Genomic DNA, 6547 nt, shown 5'->3' with positions numbered 1-6547 from the left:
GACGGCGTCGAACTCCGCCCCCATATGCCACCTCCCAATGACGCGGCGATGTTTGCATTTGCATATAACTATGTCTAGTCTGTTTCCATAAGGGCGGGAGGCGCCCCATTCAGGGAGAGGGAAGATGGCAACGGCGCATGTGCTGACGGAACTGGCGGGACTTCTTGCTTCAGGCGGGATCGAAGTCGTGGATTGCTCGGGCGTCCTTGGCCCTGAAACGCCGCTGCTGAAACTGCCCCCGGATTTCGCCAAGGACACCCCGCCGATCAAGATCCACCGGATCAGCGAGTACGACAAGGACGGCCCGTTCTGGGCCTGGAACTGGCTGGAACTGGGCGAGCATTCGGGCACCCATTTCGACGCGCCCCACCACTGGATCACCGGCAAGGACTATGCCGACGGTTACACCGACACCCTGCCGGTCGGGCGGCTGGTGGCCCCGGTCAACGTGCTCGACTTCAGCAAGGAGTGCGGCGCGAACCCCGATTTCCTGCTGACCATCGACCACGTGAAAGCCTGGGAGGCCAAGCACGGCGCGATCGGCAAGGGCGAATGGGTGGTCCTGCGGTCCGACTGGGACAAGCGCGCGCATGACGAGGCGATGTTCCTGAACGCGAATGAGACCGGGCCTCATACCCCCGGCCCGACTGCCGAGGTGATCCAGTACCTTCTGGACAAGGGCATCGTCGGCTGGGGCAGCCAGTGCATCGGCACCGACGCGGGCCAGGCGGGCGGCATGACCCCGCCCTTCCCAGCACACAATCTTCTGCACAAGCACAACTGCTATGGCCTCGCCTCGCTTGCGAACCTCGACAAGCTGCCGGCCAAGGGGGCGATCCTGATTGCCGCGCCCCTGAAGATCAAGAACGGTACCGGCTCGCCCATCCGGGCTTTGGCGCTGGTCCCGCGCGGCTGATTGCGGGGGCCGTGCCGGTGATCCCGGCGCGGCCCGAGCTTCGGAGGGTGGCATGGCCTACGATCACATCATCATCGGCTCCGGCATCAACGGGCTGGTCGCGGCGGCAATGCTGGCCCGAAAGGGCGACCGCGTGCTGGTGCTGGAGCGGAACGACCGCCTGGGCGGCACCTTGCGCACCGAAGAGGTGACCGCACCAGGCTTCACCCATGATGTGATGGCGGCGACCTGGGTTCTCTTCATGACCTCGCCCGCGGGCGCAGCCCTGGGGGCCGACCTTGCGGCGCATGGCATGGAATACTGCCACACACCCCACCCGACCGCCGTTCTGCGCCCGAATGGCGAGGCCCTTGTCTGCACCACTGACCGCGCCGCCAACAGCGCCACATGGGAGGCGCTGGCCCCCGGCGACGGCGCGGCCCATGCCCGCGACGTAGGCGGGATCGAGGCCGATGCGCCTTTCCTCTTCGCGCTTCTTGGCGGGTCGCTCTGGTCCTGGCCCATGGCGAGGCTGATGTTCGGCCAGATGCGGAAACGGGGGCCGAGGGGCCTTGCGGCCTGGATGGGGTCCGCCCTGACGCCCGCGCGGGCGTGGCTGGAAACCACCTATCAGTCCCCGCTCGTCCAGGCGCTTTGGGCGCCTTGGGTGCTGCACTGCGGGCTGACGCCGGAAAGCACCTATTCCGGCCAGATGGGCAAGGTCATCGCCTTCGCGCTTGAGGCTGCCGGGGCGCCGGTGATCAAGGGCGGCTCGGGGGCAGCAGTCAAGGCTTTCGAGAGCCTGATCACCTCGAAACGGGGCGAGCTTCGGATCAATGCCGATGTCGACGGAATCCTTGTCCGCGACGGCAGGGCGCGGGGCGTGCGCCTCACGGGTGGCGAAGAAATCGAAAGCCCCTCGGTCCTGGCCTCGGTCGCACCTGGGCAGCTTTACGACCGGCTCCTGAAAGGCGTGAACCTGCCACAGGATCAGGCGGCCGCAAAAGCCTTCCGCCACGGGCGGGGGAATTTCCAGCTGCACTACGCCCTTTCCGGCCAGCCCGAATGGATCGCGCCTGGTCTGGATCAGGTCGCGCTGATCCACCTCACCGACGGCATCGATACGGTCTCGAAATCGGCAAACGAGGCCGAGCGGGGCATGCTCCCTGAAACCCCCACGATCTGTGTCGGCCAACCCCATCGGCTTGACCCGTCACGCTGCCCGGAGGGCAAGGCTATCCTCTGGCTGCAGATCCCCGACGCGCCCCGCCTGATCAAGGGCGACGCGGCAGGCGAGATCACGGCGCGCGACTGGGCAACGGCGCGCGAACCGTTCGCGGACCGGCTCGAGGCAACCTTGCGCCGTCACATCCGCAACTTCGACGCCATCAAGATGGCCCGCCGCGCCTATTCGCCCGCCGATCTGGAGGAGATGAACATCAACCTCGTCGGCGGCGACCCATATGGCGGCGCCTGCAGCATCGACCAGTTCTTCCTCTTCCGCCCCTTCGCGCATTCCACGAACGGCACCTGCCCCGTGCGCGGCCTGATCCAGATCGGCGCCTCCACCCATCCCGGCCACGGGCTTGGCGGCGGCTCGGGCTTCAACGCGGCCAAGAGGCTGGGCGCATGAACGACGAGACCCCCATCCCCGCGCAATTGGGTGAGATCGGGCTGACCAACTTCGCCCCCTACCTCATGAACCGCATCATGGGCCGCTACAACGCGGGCTTCCGCGAGGAAATGGCCGGGATGGGCCTGACGACCCCGAAAGCCCGCGCACTGGCCGTCCTGTCGGTCATCGAAGGCCCGCTGATCCGCGAGCTTTCGGTCTACACGGTGGTCGAGCAGTCCACCCTCAGCCGCGTCCTTGACCAGCTGCAGGCCGAAGGACTGATCCGCCGCGAAAGCGACCCCAACGACAACCGGGCGATCCGGGTCTTCCTCACCGAGGCTGGCCGCGCCAAGTTCCAGGAGCTTTGGCCCCACATGGCCACAGCACAAGACCGGATGTTCCGCGGGATCCCGGTCGAGGAGCGGCGGGCATTCGTCGGGACCTTGCAGAAAATGCTGATCAACATCCGCAAGCACGAGATCTGACCCATGGCCGAACGCAGCTTCAAGGCCGAGGTGGAGGACCTGAAACTTGGCGAAGGCCAGACCTTCACCGGCGAAGGGATACTGGCCATCACCAAGGCGCTGTTGGAGTCAGGCGTAGGCTACGTCGGCGGCTACCAGGGCGCACCGATCAGCCATCTGATGGACGTGCTGGCCGATGCCGAGGAGCTTCTGTCTGACCTCGGCGTAAGGTTCGAGGCCAACGCGAACGAGGCCGCCGCAGCGGCAATGCTGGCCGCCTCGGTCCACTACCCCATTCGCGGCGCGGTGACCTTCAAAGGACCTGTCGGCGTGAACGTCGCCTCCGACGCGCTCGCGAACCTCTCGTCCTCGGGCGTGACCGGCGGCGCGTTGGTGATCGTGGGAGAGGACTACGGCGAAGGCTCCTCGATCATGCAGGAGCGTACCCACCCCTTCGCGATGAAAGCCCAGATGTGGCTTCTCGACCCGCGTCCGAACCTGCCTTCCATCGTGAAAGCGGTGAAACAGGGCTTTGAACTGTCCGAGGCCTCGAACACCCCCGTGATGCTCATGGTCCGCATCCGGTCCTGCCACGTGACGGGTAGCTTCACCTCGTCCGATAACCAGCGCCCCCCGCTCAACGTCCGTGACGCGCTCGCCAACCCCCGCAGCGATTTCAACCGCGTGGTCCTGCCGCCGATGTCCTATGCGCATGAGCAGGACAAGGTGAAGAACCGCTGGCCCGCCGCCGAGAAGTTCATCCGCGAACGGCAGATGAACGAGTTCTTCGGACCCGAAGTCGCGAAGCTCGGCATCGTCGTGCAAGGCGGCATGTTCAACGGCGTGATCCGGGCGCTGCAGCGGCTTGGCCTGGCCGACATCTACGGGAACTCCGACATCCCCATCTATGTCCTGAACGTCACCTACCCCCTGATCGCGGGCGAGTTTCTGGAGTTCTGCAAAGGCAAGGACCACATCCTGGTGGTCGAGGAAGGCCAGCCCGAGTTCATCGAGACCCAGTTCGGCTCGTTCCTCTACCGCGCGGGGGCGGAGGTGAAGCTCCACGGCAAGGGCCTCTTCCCGATGGCGGGCGAATACACCGGGGCGGTGATGCTGGACGCGGTCGAAGGCTTCCTCCGCCAGGCCGCCCCCGGCCTCCTCCCCGCCACGATCCGCGCGCCCAACACCGACCGCCCCGCGATCCCCGACCTCACCAAGACGGTCCCGATCCGCCCCCCCGGCTTCTGCACCGGCTGCCCGGAACGCCCGATCTTCGCCGCCATGAAGCTCGTCGAAAAGGAACTTGGCAAACACCAGATCGCCGCCGACATCGGCTGCCACCTCTTCGCCTCCCTCCCCCCGTTCGAGATCGGCGGCGCCACCATGGGCTATGGCCTAGGCCCCGCCGCCAACGGCGCCTTTGACGGCGGCGGCGAGAAGCGCCCCATCGCGATCATCGGCGACGGGGGCTTCTGGCACAACGGGCTCTCCTCCAGCTTCACCAACATGGCCTTCAACAAGTCCGACGGCGTGGCGATCATCGTCGACAACTACTATTCGGCAGCCACCGGCGGGCAGGACCTGATGTCCAGCCGCGCCGACAACGGAACGAAAGCCACAAAGAACCCGATTTCCAAGGCTCTGCGTGGCATCGGCATCAACTGGGTCCGCCAGATCGACCGGACCTATGACGTGGCCCGCATGCGCGACACGATCCGTGAGGCGCTGACGACCCCCGAGAAAGGGCCGAAGGTCATCGTCGCCTCCTCCGAATGCATGCTGAACAAGCAGCGCCGCGAGAAGCCCCTGACCCAGGCGGCGATCAAGGACGGCCGCCGGGTCGAGGCCCCACGCTTCGGCGTCGACGAAGACATCTGCACCGGCGACCACGCCTGCATCCGCCTGTCAGGCTGCCCCTCGCTGTCGCTGAAACGGCTCGACGACCCCCTGCGCGACGACCCCGTCGCCAGCATCGACCAATCCTGCGTCGGCTGCGGCAACTGTGGTGAGGTCGCCGATGCCGCCATCCTCTGTCCCAGCTTCTACCGCGCCGACGTGGTCCACAATCCGGGGCGGCTGGAGGTCTGGCGGGCCGGCCTGCGCGAAAAGCTGATCGGCTGGCTCACCCGCCGCCGCGCTGCCAAGCGGCTGGACTTCGGGGGGACCGGATGACCCTGCCGCTCGACCATCGCGGACAAGACCCAAAGCTTGGCGGGATCATCAAGCTTGCGGTCCTTGCCGTCGGCGGCCAGGGCGGTGGCGTACTGACCGGCTGGATCGAAGACCTCGCCCGCCAGAACGGTTATGTCGCCCAGGCGACCAGCGTGGCAGGCGTCGCCCAGCGCACCGGGGCCACGGTCTATTATGTCGAGATGGCCCCGGACAGCCCCGCCGGCACGCCTATCTTCTCTCTGATGCCCGCCGCGGGCGACGTGGACATCATGATCGCCGCCGAACTGATGGAGGCAGGCCGTTCGATCATCCGCGGCTTCGTGACGCCAGATCGGACGACGCTCATCGCCTCGACCCACCGGGCGCTTGCCGTCAGCGAAAAGACCGTCCCCGGCGACGGCATCGCCAACGCCGCCGAGGTCATGGCCGCGGCTGAAGTTGCCGCCCAACGCTTCATCCACGCCGATTTCGATACGCTCGCCGTCCGGAACGGCTCGGCGATCTCGGCCACACTTTTCGGCGCGCTGGCGGCCTCGGGCACCCTGCCCTTCCCTGTCGAGGCGTTCGAGGCCGCGATCCGAGAGGGCGGCAAGGGGGTCGATAGCTCGCTGAAGGCCTTCCACGCGGGCTTTGAAGCGGCCCAGAAGGGTGACGCCCCGAAGGCCGAGGCGCCGAAGCCGGACACGACGGTAACCGGCCCCACCCGTCTGATCGCAGGCTGGCAAGCGCTGGAGGCGCGGATCCCCACCCTGCCCGGCCCGGCGCAGGAGATGGCACTGGCGGGTCTGCGCAAGGTGGTGGGCTTCCAGGACCTCGCCTACGGCGCCGAATACCTCGACCGGCTGCAAAGCATCGCCAGCGCCGACCGCGCGCCCTTCGACCTTACGCGCGAAGCGGCAAAGTACATCGCCAACGCGATGGCCTACGACGACATCATCCGCGTGGCCGATGCCAAGACCCGCGGCGGACGCCGCGACCGGATCGCAGGAGAGATGGGCGCCGGGGACCGAAACCTCATGCAGTTGACCGAATTTCTGCATCCCCGGGCTGAAGAGATCGTGTCAATGCTGCCCGCCCGGATGGGCGCCCGCTGGGCCGCCAACCCCCGCCGCATGGCGCTGATCGACCGGCTCTTCAACAGGGGCCGCCGCGTCCGGACCGACCGGCTAGGTGGCTTCCTGATGCTATACCTCCTCGGCGGCCTCAAAGGCTGGCGCCGCAGAACGCTCCGCCACGCCGAAGAGGTCCGGCATCTCGATGCCTGGCTTGCCCGCACGCTGGGGCTTGTCGCAAAGGACTATGCCCTGGCGGTCGAGGTGCTGCGCTGCCGCCGCCTGATCAAGGGCTACTCCGACACCCACGCCCGCGGCCTTTCAAAGTTCGACAAGGTGATGGCGGGCA

5 protein-coding genes are annotated in these 6547 nt (G+C 66.9%); all 5 read left to right on the top strand.

Annotated features, from left to right (window positions below; all coding sequences use genetic code 11):
* The first annotated feature begins 124 nt into the window (after window positions 1–124).
* The gene (locus ACRCSW_RS07995) at window positions 125–916 is read left to right on the top strand and encodes a cyclase family protein (protein WP_438704048.1); all 792 of its coding nucleotides are present in this window, start codon (window positions 125–127) and stop codon (window positions 914–916) included.
* A 52-nt stretch (window positions 917–968) separates the two neighbouring features.
* A complete protein-coding gene (locus ACRCSW_RS07990) occupies window positions 969–2528 on the top strand; it encodes a phytoene desaturase family protein (protein ID WP_438704046.1) in 1560 nt (519 codons plus the stop codon).
* Complete coding sequence (locus tag ACRCSW_RS07985; RefSeq protein WP_438704044.1) at window positions 2525–2995, top strand: MarR family winged helix-turn-helix transcriptional regulator; 471 nt, start codon at window positions 2525–2527, stop codon at window positions 2993–2995. The genes ACRCSW_RS07990 and ACRCSW_RS07985 overlap by 4 nt, the downstream gene beginning before the upstream one ends.
* 3 nt (window positions 2996–2998) lie before the next feature.
* The gene (locus tag ACRCSW_RS07980; protein ID WP_438704043.1) at window positions 2999–5146 is read left to right on the top strand and encodes a thiamine pyrophosphate-dependent enzyme; all 2148 of its coding nucleotides are present in this window, start codon (window positions 2999–3001) and stop codon (window positions 5144–5146) included.
* Window positions 5143–6547 (top strand): indolepyruvate oxidoreductase subunit beta family protein (locus ACRCSW_RS07975; protein ID WP_438704041.1); only part of this gene is annotated, 1405 nt, incomplete at its 3' end. The genes ACRCSW_RS07980 and ACRCSW_RS07975, both read left to right, overlap by 4 nt.

This window comes from Tabrizicola sp., assembly GCF_051645465.1.
In the GTDB taxonomy this organism is placed as follows: domain Bacteria; phylum Pseudomonadota; class Alphaproteobacteria; order Rhodobacterales; family Rhodobacteraceae; genus Tabrizicola.
This window is presented reverse-complemented; position numbering and strand designations above follow the sequence as displayed.

Excerpts from the sequence above, each read along its gene's own strand:
- ACRCSW_RS07980 (WP_438704043.1), top strand. The coding sequence starts at position 2,999 with ATGGCCGAACGCAGCTTCAAGGCCGAGGTGGAGGACCTGAAACTTGGC.
- ACRCSW_RS07995 (WP_438704048.1), top strand. The coding sequence starts at position 125 with ATGGCAACGGCGCATGTGCTGACGGAACTGGCGGGACTTCTTGCTTCA.
- ACRCSW_RS07990 (WP_438704046.1), top strand. The coding sequence starts at position 969 with ATGGCCTACGATCACATCATCATCGGCTCCGGCATCAACGGGCTGGTC.
- ACRCSW_RS07985 (WP_438704044.1), top strand. The coding sequence starts at position 2,525 with ATGAACGACGAGACCCCCATCCCCGCGCAATTGGGTGAGATCGGGCTG.